Source organism: Serratia sp. HNCC26DJ244 (assembly GCF_057180565.1).
Genome location: NZ_JBXUGO010000003.1, coordinates 70,653 through 88,181, shown reverse-complemented (window position 1 = coordinate 88,181; position 17,529 = coordinate 70,653). Strand labels below are relative to the sequence as shown.

Annotated in this window: 13 protein-coding genes and 1 pseudogene; 11 read left to right on the top strand and 3 right to left on the bottom strand. The window is 47.6% G+C overall.

The genetic code is table 11. From position 1 onward, the window contains the following. Positions 1 to 51 precede the first annotated feature (51 nt). Positions 52 to 3,339, top strand: a complete 3,288-nt coding sequence (gene pulA, locus AC2A06_RS03485; protein ID WP_484379370.1) for a pullulanase-type alpha-1,6-glucosidase — start codon at positions 52 to 54, stop codon at positions 3,337 to 3,339. A 102-nt stretch (positions 3,340 to 3,441) separates the two neighbouring features. On the opposite strand, the gene AC2A06_RS03480 is transcribed toward pulA, so the two are convergent. Beyond that, a complete protein-coding gene (locus AC2A06_RS03480) occupies positions 3,442 to 3,672 on the bottom strand; it encodes a hypothetical protein (RefSeq protein WP_484379491.1) in 231 nt (76 codons plus the stop codon). Between the two features lie 142 nt (positions 3,673 to 3,814). Here AC2A06_RS03480 and AC2A06_RS03475 point away from each other — a divergent pair, with 142 nt between their 5' ends. From AC2A06_RS03475 to AC2A06_RS03445, 7 genes are read left to right on the top strand one after another with little or no spacing between them, the layout of a single operon-like run. Continuing rightward, entirely contained in the window at positions 3,815 to 4,408 is a 594-nt protein-coding gene (locus tag AC2A06_RS03475; protein WP_484379369.1) for a restriction endonuclease subunit S domain-containing protein, read from the top strand. After that, positions 4,405 to 5,247: a DNA damage-inducible protein D gene (dinD, locus tag AC2A06_RS03470; RefSeq protein ID WP_484379368.1), complete on the top strand. Its 843-nt coding sequence runs from the start codon at positions 4,405 to 4,407 to the stop codon at positions 5,245 to 5,247. The genes AC2A06_RS03475 and dinD overlap by 4 nt, the downstream gene beginning before the upstream one ends. Beyond that, positions 5,247 to 6,770, top strand: coding sequence for a type I restriction-modification system subunit M (locus AC2A06_RS03465; protein WP_484379367.1), 1,524 nt, complete (start codon positions 5,247 to 5,249; stop codon positions 6,768 to 6,770). The genes dinD and AC2A06_RS03465 overlap by 1 nt, the downstream gene beginning before the upstream one ends. Then, positions 6,760 to 8,022 (top strand): restriction endonuclease subunit S, encoded by a 1,263-nt coding sequence (locus AC2A06_RS03460; protein WP_484379366.1) that lies wholly within the window; start codon positions 6,760 to 6,762, stop codon positions 8,020 to 8,022. Before AC2A06_RS03465 ends, AC2A06_RS03460 begins: the two co-directional genes overlap by 11 nt. Positions 8,023 to 8,030: 8 nt before the next feature. Beyond that, on the top strand, positions 8,031 to 9,950 hold the full coding sequence (locus AC2A06_RS03455) for a hypothetical protein (protein WP_484379365.1): 1,920 nt from the start codon (positions 8,031 to 8,033) through the stop codon (positions 9,948 to 9,950). Positions 9,951 to 9,994: 44 nt separating this feature from the next. Continuing rightward, positions 9,995 to 13,291 carry a type I restriction endonuclease subunit R gene (locus tag AC2A06_RS03450; RefSeq protein ID WP_484379364.1) on the top strand — a complete coding sequence of 1,099 codons (3,297 nt, stop codon included), beginning with the start codon at positions 9,995 to 9,997 and terminating at the stop codon, positions 13,289 to 13,291. 14 nt (positions 13,292 to 13,305) lie between these two features. Further along, a complete protein-coding gene (locus AC2A06_RS03445) occupies positions 13,306 to 14,067 on the top strand; it encodes a M48 family metallopeptidase (RefSeq protein WP_484379363.1) in 762 nt (253 codons plus the stop codon). Positions 14,068 to 14,370: 303 nt separating this feature from the next. On the opposite strand, the gene AC2A06_RS03440 is transcribed toward AC2A06_RS03445, so the two are convergent. Continuing rightward, positions 14,371 to 14,733, bottom strand: coding sequence for a DUF4406 domain-containing protein (locus AC2A06_RS03440; RefSeq protein ID WP_023491750.1), 363 nt, complete (start codon positions 14,731 to 14,733; stop codon positions 14,371 to 14,373). Between the two features lie 7 nt (positions 14,734 to 14,740). Continuing rightward, the gene (locus AC2A06_RS03435) at positions 14,741 to 15,325 is read right to left on the bottom strand and encodes a GDP-mannose pyrophosphatase (protein WP_484379362.1); all 585 of its coding nucleotides are present in this window, start codon (positions 15,323 to 15,325) and stop codon (positions 14,741 to 14,743) included. Positions 15,326 to 15,412: 87 nt separating this feature from the next. Here AC2A06_RS03435 and AC2A06_RS03430 point away from each other — a divergent pair, with 87 nt between their 5' ends. The 3 genes and pseudogenes from AC2A06_RS03430 to AC2A06_RS03420 all read left to right on the top strand — a co-directional run. Then, complete coding sequence (locus AC2A06_RS03430; protein ID WP_484379361.1) at positions 15,413 to 16,168, top strand: DeoR/GlpR family DNA-binding transcription regulator; 756 nt, start codon at positions 15,413 to 15,415, stop codon at positions 16,166 to 16,168. 107 nt (positions 16,169 to 16,275) lie between these two features. Further along, complete coding sequence (locus AC2A06_RS03425; protein WP_484379360.1) at positions 16,276 to 16,503, top strand: type II toxin-antitoxin system Phd/YefM family antitoxin; 228 nt, start codon at positions 16,276 to 16,278, stop codon at positions 16,501 to 16,503. Between the two features lie 137 nt (positions 16,504 to 16,640). Then, a pseudogene (locus AC2A06_RS03420) lies at positions 16,641 to 16,838 on the top strand (ISKra4 family transposase); the annotation flags it as partial. Between the last annotated feature and the right edge of the window lie 691 nt (positions 16,839 to 17,529).

Genomic DNA, 17,529 nt, shown 5'->3' with positions numbered 1-17,529 from the left:
TGCAGCCAATAGCCCGGCGACTTGAAGGACGAGGGGTAGAGGGAACTTAGAATGCGTAAACTTACCTTTAATGCCCTACTCTTCGGTTCGCTGGTATTACTCAGCGGCTGTGATAACAATAACGACTCTAACAGTAACTTCAATGCAGATAAGAAGCAGGAAGAGTTACCCATTAATCAGGAACCCGTCGCCCATTTACCCAACGTCCCAGTCCCCGGTGAAGCTCGGGTGGCTGAGGGCAACCAAGTGGTGATCCATCTGGTTGATATCGCCGCCGTTACCAGCGGAATCGCCGGTGATAACAGCACGAAAAACCTGTTCCTGTGGAATAACAGCACCTGCGATGCACTGCAAGAACCGCTCCCTGGTTGGGATGACACCAGTAACACCCCCACAGGTAGCGATCAATACGGCCCATACTGGGTGTTGGATCTAAACAAAACAACCGGTTGCATCAACTTTATCCTGCGGGATGGTGTCAAAAAGCTGATTGATGCCGACATCCGCCTCACGTTCAGCGATTTCCCCGACCGTACCGTCTCGGTGATTGCGGGCAGCAATACCCTATACGACACCCGCGCCGAAGCTTTCCGCGCCGCCTTTGGTGTGGCACAGGCCAATGCACACTGGGTGGATAAACAGACCCTGCTATGGCCTGCCGGTAAAGATCAACCGTTTGTTCGTCTCTACTACAACCACAGCAGCAAAGTCGCCGCTAACAGCAATGGCGAATTCACCGACCGCTATTACTCGCTAACACCTACCACCCTCAGCGAAGAGACGCGCGTGCGCTTTCCCCACCTTGCCGATTATGCCGCCTTTAAGCTGCCGGGGAATGCCAATGTCGATGAATTGCTGACTGCTGAAACCATCGCTCTTGCTACCGACAAACAGGGGGTGATCACTTCAGCGACTCAGGTACAGACAGCCGGTGTGCTGGATGACCGCTTTGCTGCTGCCGCCGAAAAGCTGGAATATGGTGCTATGGTGAATGGTTCTGCGGTTACTTTCCGCCTGTGGGCACCGACTGCCCAGCAGGTAAAATTGGTGTTGTACGGCGCAGATAAAAAGGTGATAGGCAACCAGCCAATGACTCGAGATAGCGAGTCTGGTGCCTGGTCTTATCAGGGTGGCAGCGATCTCAAAGGGAGCTTCTATCGTTTCGCGCTCACCGTTTACCACCCGCAGTCACGCAAGGTGGAACAATATGAAGTCACCGACCCCTATTCCCATAGCCTATCAACCAACTCTGAGTACAGTCAGGTAGTCGACCTGAATGACAGCGATTTGAAACCCGAAGGCTGGGACAGCCTGAAGATGCCTCACCCGCAGGCGACTCAAGCTGATATTGCCCGCATGGTGATCCATGAGTCCCATATCCGTGACCTTTCTGCCTGGGACCAAACCGTGCCTGAAGCCATGCGCGGCAAGTATCTGGCGCTCACCGCAGAAGACAGCAATATGGTCAAGCACCTCAAGCAACTGGCGCAGTCGGGCGTGACTCACGTTGAATTGCTACCGATATTCGATCTGGCTACGGTTAACGAGTTCACCGATAAAGTGGCCGATCTGCCACAGCCTTTCAGCCATTTGTGTGAGTTGAACAGCGCCGTGCGGCAAAGCCGTTTTGCTGATTACTGCAGCAGTGCCTCGACCATTGGCGAAGTGCTGAACCAGCTCAAAGCGGATGATAGCCAAGATAATCCGCAAGTACAGGAATTGAACGGCTACGTATCACAGACCGACTCCTACAACTGGGGCTACGATCCTTTCCACTACACGGTGCCGGAAGGCTCCTACGCCACTAACCCGGAAGGGACACAGCGTATCAAAGAGTTCCGCACCCTGGTGCAGACCCTCAAGCAGCAGTTGGGCATGAACGTGATTATGGACGTGGTGTATAACCACACCAATGCTGCTGGCCCCAGCGACCGCACCTCGGTGCTGGATAAAATCGTGCCTTGGTATTATCAGCGCTTGAACGAGTCTAGCGGTAGCGTGGAATCGGCCACCTGCTGTTCCGATTCGTCACCGGAACACCGGATGTTCGCCAAGCTGATTGAAGACTCGCTGGTTGTCTGGAGCAGAGACTACAAGATTGATGCCTTCCGTTTCGATCTGATGGGTTATCATCCTAAAGCGCAGATCCTCGCGGCGCGTGAAAAAGTCAAAGCGGTCAATCCTAGCGTTTACTTCTTTGGCGAAGGCTGGAATTCCGGGCAGGATGATCGCTTTGAAATCGCCTCACAAATCAACCTGAAAGGCACTGGCATTGGTACCTTCTCTGACCGTCTGCGGGATGCAGTACGCGGCGGTGGCCCTTTTGATGAGAAAGAGGCTCTGCGGCAGAATCAGGGGCTGGGCAATGGCGCGGGCGTTTTGGCTAACGAGCAAACCCAACTGAGCGAAGATACCGTGCGTCATCTGGCGGATCTGACGCGCCTGGGGATGGCGGGTAATTTGGCCGAATTCCTGCTGTTCGACAAAGACGGTAACCTGAAGAAAGGCAGCGATATTGACTATAACGGTGCCATCGGTGGCTACGCCAGCGACCCTACTGAAATCGTCAATTATGTTTCCAAACACGACAACCAGGCGCTGTGGGACATAATCAGCTACAAGGCCGCCACCGAGGCAGATCTGGCCACCCGTGTGCGGATGCAGGCGGTTTCTCTGGCCACCACCTTGCTGGGCCAAGGGCTGGCGTTCGACCAGCAAGGTTCGGAACTGTTACGCTCCAAATCTTTTACCCGCGACTCCTATGACTCGGGTGACTGGTATAACCGCGTTGACTACAGCTATCAGGATAACAACTTCAACGTAGGTATGCCGCGTCAGAGTGTTGACGGCATAAACTACGAAATCATTAGCCTGGTAAAAGGGGCTGTTGCCGCGCCTGGCAACGCAGAAATCACGCAAATGACCGGGTTCTACCAGGAACTCACCCAGTTACGCCACGCCTCCCCATTGATCACCCTGGGCAGCGGCAGTGAAGTAATGAAGCGCGTTGATTTCCGCAATACTGGCGCAGCACAACAGTTAGGGTTGCTGGTAATGACCCTTGATGACGGCACCCAGGCTGGCCAGGATCTCGATCCACAAGCCGATGCGCTGGTGGTGGTGATCAACGCCGCCCCTGAAGCCAGAACCATCAGTGACTTTGTGGGTAACAACCTTCGCCTGAGCACTATCCAGCAGGACTTGGGCACCCACTCGCTGGCATCCGGTCTAGTTATCGCCGAGGATGGCCGCATTACCATCCCAGCGTGGTCGGTTGCCCTGCTGGTTAAGCCACAGGTATCGACCCAAGGCGCAGGTCTGCCTGTTAGTAGTAAGTAATTAGTAGTGAGCTGTCAGTAATAAGCAGTCAATAACCTGATTAACCTCACACCTTTCGCGGGTGTGAGGTTGCTCTGCCACGCAATCCGCAGGAAGGCGTTATTACTGCGTTGGTAATTCGAATGGCGGGAAGATGGCACAGCAAAAATACGACGTCATCTCGCTCTTGAGGTCGTAGATCATGTCGGCCATCTGCTGGGTGAAGTCATCAAATTCTTCACCATTAAGCTCATCGTTCTCTATTCCCTGATTATCAGCCTCGCCCGAGAACACTGGTAAGGAACCCACATTGAATCGTACCCTATACACCTTTGATATTTTTTTGTGCATCATCACCTATGACCTGTTTCGTATAATCAACAAAAACCCCTTAAGCTCCTTTCTTTGCATCAAAGGCGATGAAACAAACCTAGCTTGACATTTAACCAAAATAAACAGATTATTTCTGCATCATTGACTATGAATAGGTAAAAACGTGAAGCTCAAACAGATCGCAACCATCAATGCGGGCTATCCGTTTCGAGGAAAAATCCACGAAGTGGCGGGTTCTGCTGTGGTCGCGGTTCAGATGAAGGATGTTTCGCTAACCGAAGGGATTCGCTGGTCAGACTGCATTAAAACAGAGTTAACCGGAAAACGTGAACCCGACTATCTCACCGCAGGTGAAATTTTAGTGGCCGCTCGGGGCAGCCATAACTATGCCGTTCAGGTAGGCCAAGCTCTGAGTTCGACCGGCAAGCAAGCCGTAGCCGCGCCACACTTTTTTGTGATCAGCCTGAAAAAGAGAGGCATTCTACCGGAGTTTATGGTGTGGTTACTGAATCAGGCACCCGCTCAGCGTTATTTTGAGCAGAATGCCGAAGGCACGTTGACAAAGAGCATTCGCCGCAGTGTGTTGGAAGATGCCCCGGTGGTTGTTCCGCCTTTGGTAAAGCAGCGCGCGATTGTTGCTATGGCTGATACGCTGCGTGAAGAACAAAAGCTGATACAAAAATTGGTCAGTAATGGTGAGCGTATGATGAATACCATTGTTAAAGACCTATTCGAAAACAAGGAGGTAAACTTATGAATGACCAGCATCAACTATTCGAACAACTTAAACAAATTGATGAAAATGGAATGGAGTTCTGGTCAGCTAGGTCGATTTATAAGCTATTAAGCTACTCAGAATACCGGCACTTTCAACCTGTCATCACAAAAGCAAAAGAAGCTTGTCTAAATAGCGAACACGCTATAGAAGACCATTTCGAGGACATCCTCGCAATGGTCACCATTGGTTCAGGAGCACAGCGAGAAGTTCCAGATGTCAAACTGTCTCGTTATGCCTGCTATCTCGTTGTCCAAAATGGTGACCCAACAAAACCAGTGATTGCCGCTGGCCAAACCTACTTTGCCGTGCAGACCCGCCGACAAGAGCTGGCCGACGACCAGGTATTTCAACAACTTAAAGAAGAGCAGAAACGGCTTTTTCTGCGTAATGAGCTTAAAGAACATAACAAACAACTCGTCGAAGCGGCCCAACAGGCTGGAGTTGAGACGAATCTCGATTTCGCTATATTCCAAAACCACGGTTACAAAGGCTTATATGGTGGATTTGACCAAAAAGCCATCCACGCTCGAAAAGGACTAAAGAAAAACCAAAAGATTCTCGACCATATGGGCTCGACCGAACTGGCCGCGAATCTATTCCGTGCTACTCAAACAGAAGAAAAGCTACGCAGGGATAACGTCCAGAAAAAACAGCAGGCAAATCAAACCCATTTTGAAGTAGGCCAAAAGGTTCGCCAAACCATCGCAGAACTGGGCGGCACCATGCCGGAAAACCTGCCTACGCCAGAAACAAGCATCAAACAACTAACGTCGGCAGCAAAAACGTTGAGCGACAGTAACGATCAGGACACAAAATAATGAACAACAAGATCAATCAAGACAGCATCAACAAAGCGCTTTGGAACGCCTGTGACACCTTTCGTGGCACCATCAGCGCCGATACTTACAAAGACTTCATCCTAACCATGCTGTTCCTCAAGTACATCTCAGACGTATGGCAGGATCATTACGATGGCTATAAGGCCGAATACGGCGACGAGCCGGAACTCATTGAAGAGATGATGAAAAACGAGCGCTTTGTATTGCCCAAAACTGCCAGCTTCTATGCCCTTTACGAACGCCGTCACGAACCCGGTAACGGTGAGCGTATCGACCAGGCACTACACGCCATTGAAGAAGCCAACGGCACCAAACTGAAAGACGCCGGTAAAAGCGTTTTCCAAGACATCAGTTTTAATACCGACAAACTGGGTGAAGAAAAACAGAAGAACACCATTCTGCGTCACCTACTGGAAGACTTTGCCAAACCCGATCTGAACCTCAAGCCCAGCCGCGTTGGTACGCTGGATGTGATCGGTAACGCCTACGAATACCTGATCAAAAACTTCGCGGCCAGTGGTGGCCAGAAAGCCGGTGAGTTTTATACCCCGCCTGAAGTCAGTGACTTAATTGCTGAACTACTTGAGCCACAACCTGGCGATACTATTTGCGATCCTGCTTGCGGTTCTGCCTCACTGTTGATGAAGTGTGGCAGTAAAGTCCGCACAAACTTTGATAGTAAAAACTATGCGCTCTATGGTCAGGAAGCCATTGGCTCAACTTGGTCATTAGCCAAAATGAACATGTTTCTACACGGTGAAGACAACCACAAAATCGAATGGGGTGATACCATTCGTAATCCTAAGCTTCTGGATAAAAATGGCGACTTAATGCTGTTTGATATCGTGACCGCTAATCCACCATTCTCTTTGGATAAGTGGGGTCATGACGAAGCCGAGCACGACAAGTTCAGCCGCTTCCGCCGTGGCGTACCGCCGAAAACCAAAGGCGACTACGCCTTTATCCTTCATATGATCGAAACACTGAAGCCAAAGACAGGCAGAATGGGCGTTGTAGTGCCGCACGGCGTACTATTTCGTGGATCCAGCGAAGGCAAAATTCGCCAAAAATTGATTGATGAGAATTTACTGGATGCGGTGATTGGTCTGCCGGAGAAGCTGTTTTATGGTACTGGTATTCCTGCTGCGATTCTGATTTTCAAAAAAGAAAAGGTGGATAACAACGTCCTGTTTATCGATGCCTCACGGGATTTTAAACCTGGCAAAAACCAGAACCAGCTCAGTGAAGAGAATATTGCCAAGATCGTCGCTACCTACAAAGCGGGGGACAACGTTGATAAATACGCTTATCTCGCTAGCCTGAAAGAGATCCAAGAAAACGACTACAACCTCAATATTCCACGCTATGTTGATACCTTTGAAGAAGAGGAAGAAATTGACCTGATGGCGGTGCGAGCTGAGCGTGAGCAGTTGAAAGCGCAACTGACCGAGCTGGAAACCGAGATGGCCAAATATCTGGAGGAGTTGGGATATGGTGCCTAAGGATTGGAAAATTGGTTCACTGAGTGATCTTGCAGATACAGTTATGGGGTTTGCATTCAAAAGTACGGACTTTACGCCGAATGGGGTTCCTCTATTAAGAATGGGAAACCTCTATCAAAATACGCTTGATTTTGAACGTAGCCCTGTATTTCTTCCCGCTTCGTATCAAGATGAATACAAGCGATTCGTCGTAAAACCTGGTGACCTAGTCATGTCGATGACTGGCACAATGGGTAAGCGAGATTATGGATTCACGGTTGAAATTCCTAACAATGCGCCTGAGTCACTTCTAAACCAACGAGTGATGAAGTTCGTCCCTAAAGATAAGACCAGTACGGGTTTTCTACTCAATCTATTGAGAAGCGAAATAATATTATCGCGTCTCTATTCCTTCCCTGGCGGGACGAAGCAGGCAAATTTATCAGCCAAGCAAGTTCAGGACCTACTAGCACCAATACCTCCTTATACCGAACAAAAGAAAATCGCCAAAATACTATCCATTTGGGATAAGGCCATCACCACCACCGAACAACTGCTTGCCAACAGCCAGCAGCAGAAAAAAGCCCTGATGCAGCAACTGATCACCGGCAAAAAACGCCTAGGCCACCCAACTGGTAGCTACGATTTTAAACATACACGGTATGGCGATATTCCTAAAGATTGGGGATATCCGGCTATTAAAGATGTATGTACTCAGGTGTCTGAAAAAAATACAGGCTCTATCGACTATCCTGTTCTTTCATGCTCCAAGTACGATGGCTTTGTTGATTCACTCAAGTACTTTAATAAAAAGGTATTCAGCGATGACACCTCTGGCTATCGCCTGATTCATCGTGGCTGCTTTGGTTTCCCATCCAACCATATTGAAGAAGGCTCGATTGGCTTACAAAACCTCTATGACACAGGTATTGTGAGTCCGATTTATGTGGTATTTCGTGCAAAGCCAAGCAAGGTAGACAATGCCTATCTGTATGCAGTGCTTAAAACAGATCACTATAGGCAAATATTTGGTGCAGCTACAAATGCTTCCGTTGATCGTAGAGGAAGTCTTCGCTGGAAAGAGTTCAACCAAATTCACGTGCCATTACCATTGCTCGAAGAACAACAAAAAATCGCCGCAGTGCTTTCGACTGCCGATCAGGAAATCACCGCCCTGCAACAAAAGCTCGATGCCCTAAAGCAAGAGAAGAAAGCCCTGATGCAGCAGTTGTTAACGGGTAAACGTCGCGTGCTTATCGATAAGAAGGAATAGTTAAAATAATGGAAATCAGAAGTCCACTTATACATCTTGCATTGCTTGAGTCACTAAAGGCGAACAAAATATCTGATGAGATAGATCTATTTTTGCCGTTTATCGCCGTTACGTTGTCTGAGCTCCCAGGCGAAGAAGTCACACCAGTCCTTTTACAGGAAAAATTTACGCAGTCTTTTGGCATTACGCCGCCAATATCTGCAATACAAGTTTTCATGACTAGGGCAAAAAAAAGGAAACTACTTTACAGGGAAAATTACGTATTCATCCAAAATTGCGATCAAGTTGATAAGTGGAAAAATGGATATCATGAAAAAAAGGATGATATTGAAGCGTCCCTCGAAATATTGAGAAATGACTTCAAAACATTTGCAAAAGATCATTTTGATAAATCAATAACAGATAGTGAGTGCGACATTCTAATAACAGAGTTTGTTGAAAAAAACATATCATCTGTTGCAACCTACAATAGATTTGAAAAAGGCCAACTAAGGTCAAAGATAAAAAATACTGATCATGTTACAGCATCGTTTATAAGCCATATACATAAAACTAAATCATCTACACTTGATCACTTTTCAAGATTTGTCAAAGGCATGGTTTTAGCTAATTATCTCTGCCTAGCAGACAAGATTGGCAGCAAGAAAAAATTTAACTCGATTACAGCGTACCTCGACACACCAATTATTATTGGCATGCTCGGATTTAGTGGCAATCAAAAAAAGAAATCTGTAAATGAGTTTATTTCTCTCTTAAAGAAAGTCGGTATAGAATTGCGTCTATTTGATAAATCTCTTGATGAAGCCGAAATGCTTCTAGGTGCTTGGAGGGATGATTTAAGAAAGAAAAACTACGAAAAGTTTAACTCTAAGACGCTGGAATTACTCCGTTCACAAGGATATGACGCTGAGCGATTGGACACAGAAATAAAGCTTCTTAAATCTAGGATTGAGAAAGAAGGAATAACAGTTGTTTCTGGATTCAAAACCAACCCAAGATATCAGTGTGATGAAAAGGCATTAGAATCCGCAATATCGGCAAACTTTAAAGGTAGCAAAAATCTTGAGCATGACACTATATGTATCTCTCGAATATACAGCCTTAGAGAGGGAAAACTAATAAGTGACCTCAATCAAAAGATGGCTATTTTCGTTACGCCAAATACGGGCCTAGTGAACTATGCAAATGAATATTTCAAAAATGAAATACCAACAAAGAAATATATTCCACTAGTTGTCTCAGAGCAATGGATGACGGCTATCTTCTGGCTCAAGAATCCAGATATGTTTAGCACACTGCCAATGGATCAGATTATTGCTTCCGCGTATGGCCTATTATACACAGATGACCGATTCTGGAATTCATTTATTGATAAATTGCAATTACTTGAGATAAAAGGAAAAATCACTGAAGACGACTTTGCAATTGTCCGATGGGATTCGGATTTATTAGGTTTAATACATGATGTATCTGTTGATGTTGGTGAGGATTTCACAGAGAAAGATGTATTTGAAATAGTAGAAAAGATAAAGCAAAGGTATGCCCGAGAAAAAGACACTGAAATTTCACTGTTAAGGGATCAAAAGGAATCTGAAATTAATGAACTAGAGAGTAAAGTTGCTGCCAAAGAAAATCAGCTTAGCAATGTTCGAAAAATTTCCGATAACATCAGCATAGCAGTAGCTGCTTTATTCTGCTTTTTGTTGATTTTATGTGTTTTTTGGGCTACTTACACTAACTTACCCATTGAAATGGTAAATAACTCTATTATTCAGACCTATAAAAAAAGCTTTCTGGCAATTTCAGCATTATTCATTACTAGCATTTTCATCTTTATGGGCACAATGTTTGGATGGAACGTAATCACTGTTTATAAGTGGATAAAAAACAAAACCTCCAAATGTATATACGAATTACTTATTGGTTAATTAATTTTGCACCTCGGGTATCAGGGGTTGAAGAGAGACAACGAATGACACAATACACCCCCAAGTTTCAGGAAGAATACAGTGCCAAGTTACCAGCCCTGATGTTGTTGACCAACCTCGGGTGGTCGTTCCTCTCGCCTGAACTCGCGTTAGCTGCCCGTGGTGGTAAGGCTGATGAAGTGATTTTACGGCAGGTGCTGCGCGGTGAGCTTCAAAAGCGTACTTTTACCTTTGCCGGTAACAGCTATCCGCTATCTGAAAAGGCTATCGACAACCTGATTGCCGAGGTATGTAGCCCTGCACTAAACGAAGGCCTGTTAACGGCCAATGAGCGCCTGTACAACCACCTGCTGTATGGTATCTCCGTCACTGAGTTTGTCGATGGTAAAAAAGCTAACCCGACAGTTGCGCTGATTGACTGGCAAAAACCAGCCAATAACAGCTTTGTATTTACCGAAGAATTTACCGTTACCCGCTCGGGCGGTGTCGGCGCGTCATTTCAAGACAAGCGCAGACCTGATATCGTCTGCTTTGTAAATGGTATTCCTCTGGTAGTAATTGAGGCCAAGCGCCCGGATGGCAATGCGAATAAAGGCCCGACCATTGACGAAGGTATTTCGCAAAGCCTGCGTAACCAACGCCATGATGAAATCCCCTTATTGTTCACCTATAGCCAGATGTTGCTATCCATAAACGGCAACGAGGGACGCTATGGTACTTGTGGCACACCTGCCAAGTTTTGGGCCGTCTGGCGTGAAGAAGACATCTCTGATGCTGAGATGTACGCCATCAAAAACAAAAAGCTCAAAGACGAGCAACTGGTAAGCCTGTTCAGCCACCGCCCAGCAAAAGACTTGGATTGGTACCAGAGCCTGACCACTGCGGGTGAACTGGCGGTTACTGGCCAGGATCAACTGCTGATCAGCCTGTTAAGCCCTACCCGGCTACTGGAGATGATCCGTTACTTCACCCTATTCGATAAAAAGGCAGGCAAGATCGTCGCACGTTATCAGCAGGTGTTTGGTATCAAGCGACTGATTGAGCGCATCAATACCCGCAGCCTCACCGGTGGCCGTGAAGGTGGTGTGATCTGGCATACCACGGGTTCGGGTAAATCATTCACTATGGTGTTTTTAAGTAAGGCGCTGATCCTGCACGAAAGCCTAAAGCAATGCCGTATTGTGGTAGTGACTGACCGGGTAGACCTGGAAACCCAGCTTAGCAAAACCTTTGCCTCTGGCGGTGAGCTAGCAGGTAAAAAAGATAAAGAAGCGGCTATGGCCACCTCTGGTAAACGCCTAGCTGAACAGATTGGTAAAGGTACGGAGCGGATTATCTTCTCGTTGATCCAGAAGTTTAATACCGCTACCAAGATGCCGGAGTGTGTGAACCACAGCTCCGACATCATTGTGCTGATTGATGAAGGCCACCGCAGTCAGGGCGGTGAAAATCATATCCGTATGAAGCAGGCGCTGCCCAATGCCGCCTTTGTGGCCTTCACAGGTACGCCTCTGCTGAAAGACGACAAGACCACTAATAAGTTTGGCCCGATTGTGCACGCTTATACCATGCAACGCGCCTTGGAGGACCAGACAGTGACGCCGCTGCTGTACGAAGAGCGTATTCCCGATTTAGACGTGAATGAACGTGCCATCGACAGTTGGTTTGAGCGTATTACTGAGGAGCTTTCAGACGACCAAAAAGCCGACCTAAAGCGCAAGTTTGCCAAGAAAGGCCAGGTATACGGTGCGGATGACCGCATTCGTTTGATTGCCCTGGATATTGCCAACCACTTCGTAAAGAACATCGACGATGGTTTAAAAGGCCAGTTAGCCTGCGACAGCAAAGCCTCTGCCATCAAATACAAAAAGTATCTCGACGAAGCTGGCTTGTTTGAATCTGCCGTAGTGATGAGTCCGCCGGATAGTCGTGAAGGCAATACCGCTGTGGATGAAGCCACCACACCGGAAGTCACAAAATGGTGGAAGGATAATGTTGGCAGCCAGGATGAACAGGCTTACACCAAACACCTGATCGAGCGCTTCGATAAAGACGATTCACTGAAGATACTGGTCGTAGTCGATAAGCTGCTCACCGGCTTTGATGAGCCGAAAAACGCGGTGCTGTACATCGACAAACCACTGAAAGAACACAACCTGATCCAGGCGATTGCACGGATAAACCGACTGCATCCGAAAAAGAAATTCGGCTTGCTAATCGACTATCGCGGCATTCTGGCCGAACTGGATACCACCATTCAGAAATACCAGGATCTGGCCTCCCGTACTCAGGGCGGTTATGACATCAATGATATTGCGGGCCTCTACAACCAGATGAGTACCGAATACAAGCGCCTGCCACAGCTCTATAAACAACTATGGGCTATATTCGATGGAGTGAAAAACAAGAACGACATCGAGCAATTGCGTCAGGTTCTGGTTCCGAAGATTGAAGAACGCGATGGAGAGCTGGTCGATGTGAACCTGAAAGTACGTGAGGACTTCTATGAAGCCCTAACGGCCTTCGCCAGTTGCCTGAAGATAGCACTGCAATCAGCCACCTTCTTTGAAGATAAGAGCTTTAGCGACCAGGATCGCCGTCACTACAAAGAAACGGTGAAACAATTCTCCAGCTTGCGTCAATTGGTACAACAAGATGCTGGAGAAAAAATCGACTACGACGAATATTCCGAGCAAGTGAAAAAGCTGTTGGATAAGCATGTGGTAGGCGTAGAAATAAAAGAACCCGACGGTGTGTATGAAGTGGGTAAGATGGGCCAGAAGCAACAGCCGGAAGACTGGAGCGAGGACAAAACCCGCAACGAAACCGACATCATCAAAACCCGTGTTACACGGATGATTGAGCAAGAACTACGGGATGACCCCTACGCCCAGGAAGCCTTCTCTAAATTGCTGCGGCAAGCCATCGAAGAGGCTGAAAAACTATTCGACCATCCGCTGAAACAGTACATGCTGTTCTGTGAGTTTGAAGAGCAAGTACAGAACAGGCGCTTGAACGATATACCCGATGTGTTTGCCGGTAATCGCCATGCTCAGGCTTACTTTGGTGTATTCAAGACGGTGCTACCGGAAGCCTTAGCTGTGCTGGATCAGCAAGTTCAGGATAAGTGGGTTAAAGTCGCCTTTGAAATTGACCAGGCGGTAGAAACCTCTGTCGCGGAGAACTCCATCAACCCGCAAAATATCGAAGCAGAAATTCGTAAGAAGCTACTGCCTCGTATGTTCCAGGAATGCAAAGCCATTGGCGGCGGTATGGATCAGGCCAAAAAGATTGTTGAGATGATTGTTCAGATCACTCGTGTGGGCTTAAACGGTGCTTGAACGGGTATAACCAGATGAATGTGCCGATAAAACCTCAATCCACGAAAGCGGGCCAGACCATGAACTTCCGCTACGGTGACGAGCAGATTACTTTTGAGCGAGTTAAACGCCCGCAAGCCACTAGCAAAGTTTTGATAAAGGTTCATCCAGATTGCCGGGTAATAGTATCAGCCCCCGAGGATGCTAACAGCGAGGCGGTTTTATCTGCTGTTAAAAAACGTGGACGTTGGATATACGAGCAACTTAGAGACTTCCGCAAACAGTTTCAGTTTAACACCCCTCGCCAGTACATCAGCGGCGAGAGCCATTACTACCTGGGGAAACAGTATCTACTGAAAGTAATTGAAGCGCCTGAACAAGTTCAAGGCGTAAAAATGCTACGCGGCAAGCTGGAAGTTTCGGTACGAGTAAAGTCAACCGACAAGGTGAAAGAGCTACTAACTGGATGGTACAAAGCTAGGGCCAAGGAAACCTTCGCTAAGCGCCTCGAAGCAATGCTTGGGCAAACTCTATGGGTAAATGAACGGCCGCCGCTACGCATACTGACTATGCAAACCCAATGGGGTAGCTGTTCACCTAATGGCAGAATTACTCTGAACCCGCACTTGGTCAAAGCCCCCCGCGAGTGTATCGACTATGTAATTCTTCACGAACTTTGCCACATTGCCGAGCATAACCACAGCGAGCGGTTCTACCGCCTAATGAGCCAGGTAATGCCAAAGTGGGAAAATACCAAGGAAAAACTGGATGGGATGGTATCAGTTATTATGCCTTGAAACTTAATTAGTAGTAATAATTGATTATTAAATCCAAAGGAGCTGATAGGTAGCCATGTCCATGGGTTCTCTTTTTCTTATCAAAAATCATCGGCGCCCGAGCCTGAACCACAAAACCCTGACGAGGGGCAACCCCATCATGAATTGCTCTTTAGCCGAGCGTCCATCAATGTATGCAAAGTGGAATATTGAGGGGGATTATGTCATAAAATCAGCCTGGGTTAAGTATCCCATAGGCAAAATGTCTACCACATCGGTGTTCCTTCACACTGCCGGGATATTTGCCGGCAGTGGAACGGCAAATCATGCTAAGGGGATGTCTTTATAACAGGTATAAATAGTGAGCCCATGCTGGCGTGCAACGTCGATATCCCTATCGGCACCTTTAGAAGCGCCTTCAATGCGGTAAATGGCATCACATTTTGTAATAAGCCGGTGGGCAACCGGATAGATCATCGATTCGCCTATCTCATCGTCGATAGATTTAGAACCTGCCGCTCTCGCCAAAGGCAACGCCAGCCATTCGCCGATAACCGGAATGTGCCCTCGCTGGTATACCGCCAGTGCTGCGTTTTCCAACCGGGCGAGATTAGCATCAATAAGTTCTTGTTGGCCTCCCGTTCCACTACGGTATGGGCCTGCAATTAAAATCAGTTGTTTAGTCATTGGTACCTCAGAAAAACCCCTTCAGGGCTACGTGGTAAAGTAACATGATGGTTTTGCCATCAACGATCAGACCGCTTTCAACTGCGGCAAGCGCAGCGTCTAGGGGCAACTCAAGCACTTCAATATCCTCCCCTTCGGCCGCTATTCCACCGCCCGCACTTGCCTTGTCTTCCGCATGATATTCAGCAATGTAAAAGTAGAGCTTTTCCGTTACCGACCCCGGGCTCATGTAAGCTTCGAAAACTTTCTGAACGCAGGAAATGCGAAAGCCAGTTTCCTCTTCTACTTCCGCTTTTATGCGGCTTTCGGGGTCCATGTTGTCAAGAAGACCTGCTGCCGCCTCAATCAGATAGCCATCGTGACCATTGATGAACACGGGAAAACGAAACTGACGGGTGAGGATCACCGTTTTCCTGTTACGGTTGTATAGCAGTATCGTGGCCCCGTTACCCCGATCGTAAACCTCGCGGCTCTGACGCTGCCATTCACCGTTTCGCCGCTGAATATCAAAGGTGTATTTCTTTAGAGAATACCAATCATCGGACAGATCCTTGCTGTCGACGATCCGTATTTCTGCACGTTTTGGTTGCATAGTGGCTCCTCTGTACGTAGAGTTATCATCATAAACCGCACTTTCGTGCATAATCAAGATAAAACATGCAATATCAGGAACAGCCTCATGCTTACAAGTCAACGCAAACAACTCATCCTTGAACAGCTGCAGGTTGACGGGCAGGTTCTTTCGAAAGATCTGAGTATTCGATTTGACGTCTCAGAGGACACTATTCGGCGGGACTTACGCGAGCTTGCATCAGAAGGCCGTTTACAACGCGTGCACGGTGGCGCTTTGCCGTCATCATCAGCCATAGCGACATTTTCCGAGCGTAAATCCTTAAAAACAGAAGCTAAAAAGAAGATTGCCCAAAAAGGAGCTGAGCTGATTTCTTCAGGTCAGGTGGTGATTATTGATGGCGGAACCACCACGTCAGAACTCATTACCTATCTCCCAGACGACCTGTGCATCACTGTGGTGACACACAGCCCGAGCATTGCACTGGGGCTAATAGAGCATCCGTCCATCGAGGTGATTTTGATTGGCGGGCGACTGTACAAGCACTCCATTGTCACTGTCGGCGCGGCCACCATCGAAGGTATCGGTAACATTCATGCCGATATTTTCTTTATGGGTGTCACCGGCATTCATCCCGAGGCGGGATTAACCACCGGTGACTATGAAGAAGCGTGCATCAAACGTGCATTTTCCGGCAGAGCTGCGGAAACGATCGTGTTGGCCTCCGCCGAGAAGATCAATACTGCGTCACCATTTGTTATTGGCGACATTGGGTTAATCAATATGGTGGTGGTTGATAACGACACCGAAGAAAGTTGGGTCCGTAGTATTGAAGAAAAAGGCGTCACAGTGATTAAAGCGTGACTTCAAGTCACCGCTGGCTGGTGTATCGCAAGAATGGCTTGAGGGATTGATCAGCATGGGGAAAACCGGCGTAGCGCCAGGTTCATCTTCGCCAACTTGGAGATATAATGAAAGCCGAAACAATAAGTTACTTGAAACAGAATGCGGCCAAACTCGATTTGAGCGAGCCTCTGATCGTGACGCAAAACGGCCGCCCTGCTTACGTTATTGAATCCTATGACGATCGAGTTCGTCGGGATGAAAGCATTGCGTTACTTAAACTGATGACGTTATCTGAAAAAGACATCGAGTTAGGCCGCACGTATACACGTGAACAACTTCTGGATGCGCTTTAATGGCCGTGTGTGACGTCACTTTTATCCCAAAAACAGCATATCGCCAGCCTGTTGTTCAATCGAATTCTGGAATGGCTGTAGGACGTTCGGTTGTGTCGCATTAACCAAGAGAGGACGAAAAAACAGAGGGAGCCTAAACCGTCAGAAATCATCTATGCCAGGTGGCGAAACGACTGGATGCTGAAGTAGAGGCGTATCCTGACACACTTTTTGGCGCTCCCCGTGACTGGGGGAAACAGCCCAGACCGGGAAAACCTATCGTGGTCGGCATTGATGGGGGTTATATCCGCAACAGGGATGACAGAAAACACAACTTCGAAATCATTGCCGGTAAACCCAGTGGTAGTGCACCCTGCGGCAACCGAAAAGACATCATGATTGGCATACGCACCTTGGAACGTAGCAACAGACGCATCACCCACGTCGCTCAAACTCATTAGTATAATTTTTTTGTTGATTTTTTGTTAATCCGCTACTACATTTTACCTGCGGGCCCAGCAACAAATTGAAATCATTTTAGCTGCCGGTGGTTGCACCAAGCCCGTCCTTTCTTCCCTTTGTTTTGCCGTTCCCCCACGTATAAGTAGTTATCTTCTTCATCGTTCTAGGATGTTGATGATTTTTAGCCAATTGTATAGACAAAATGCGTCGAGTTGACTGATAAGATAGGTTGCCTTTCAATGCTGCTTGCTGGGCGCTAAAAGCGTCAGGGCGCATACAACAGAGGAAAGGAATACGTGCGGGGGCAAATGACAGGATCCCCCCACCTGTTAATCATTTTCGTAACACGCCGTCCCAAACATCTATCGAACATATTTATTGTGGCCAGAAACGCTAAACGTGACAGTCATAAGGCTTAGCCTACTCTTACCGCTGCAAACCACTGAACAAAATTCCAGCATTTGATTAGCAAAGGAACTGTTTTATCATGTCTGATAACAACTCGCGAAAGTTTCGCGATCATCTTATCGGCGTAGCAACGGAACCCAGATTAAGCTGTTCTGTGGAGGTTGGAGTGTAGCGCGT